Origin of the sequence: Rhodococcus sp. IEGM 1354 (genome assembly GCF_030056855.1) — a bacterium.
In the GTDB taxonomy this organism is placed as follows: Bacteria; Actinomycetota; Actinomycetes; order Mycobacteriales; family Mycobacteriaceae; genus Rhodococcoides.
Genome location: NZ_JASHKT010000047.1, coordinates 1 through 252, shown reverse-complemented (window position 1 = coordinate 252; position 252 = coordinate 1). Strand labels below are relative to the sequence as shown.

The following is a 252-nucleotide window of genomic DNA, read 5'->3' as shown; positions in this document are numbered from 1 at the left end:
CGGTGCCCCCGTTGTCGCCGCCGCCGGGACCGAGGTCGATGACCCAGTCTGCGGACGCTATGGCATCCAAATCGTGTTCGACCATCACCACGGTGTTGCCCGCGTCGACAAGCAGATGTAGTTGGCGCATGAGCAGGGCGACGTCGGAGGGGTGCAGCCCTGCTGTCGGTTCGTCCAGTAGGTAGAGGGCAGTGCCACGGCGAGTGCGCTGCAATTCGGTGGCAATTTTGATGCGCTGCGCTTCTCCGCCGC

General features: G+C 64.7%; 1 pseudogene. It reads right to left on the bottom strand.

From position 1 onward, the window contains the following. Positions 1-252 (bottom strand): annotated as a pseudogene (locus QM588_RS25615) (ABC transporter); the annotation flags it as partial.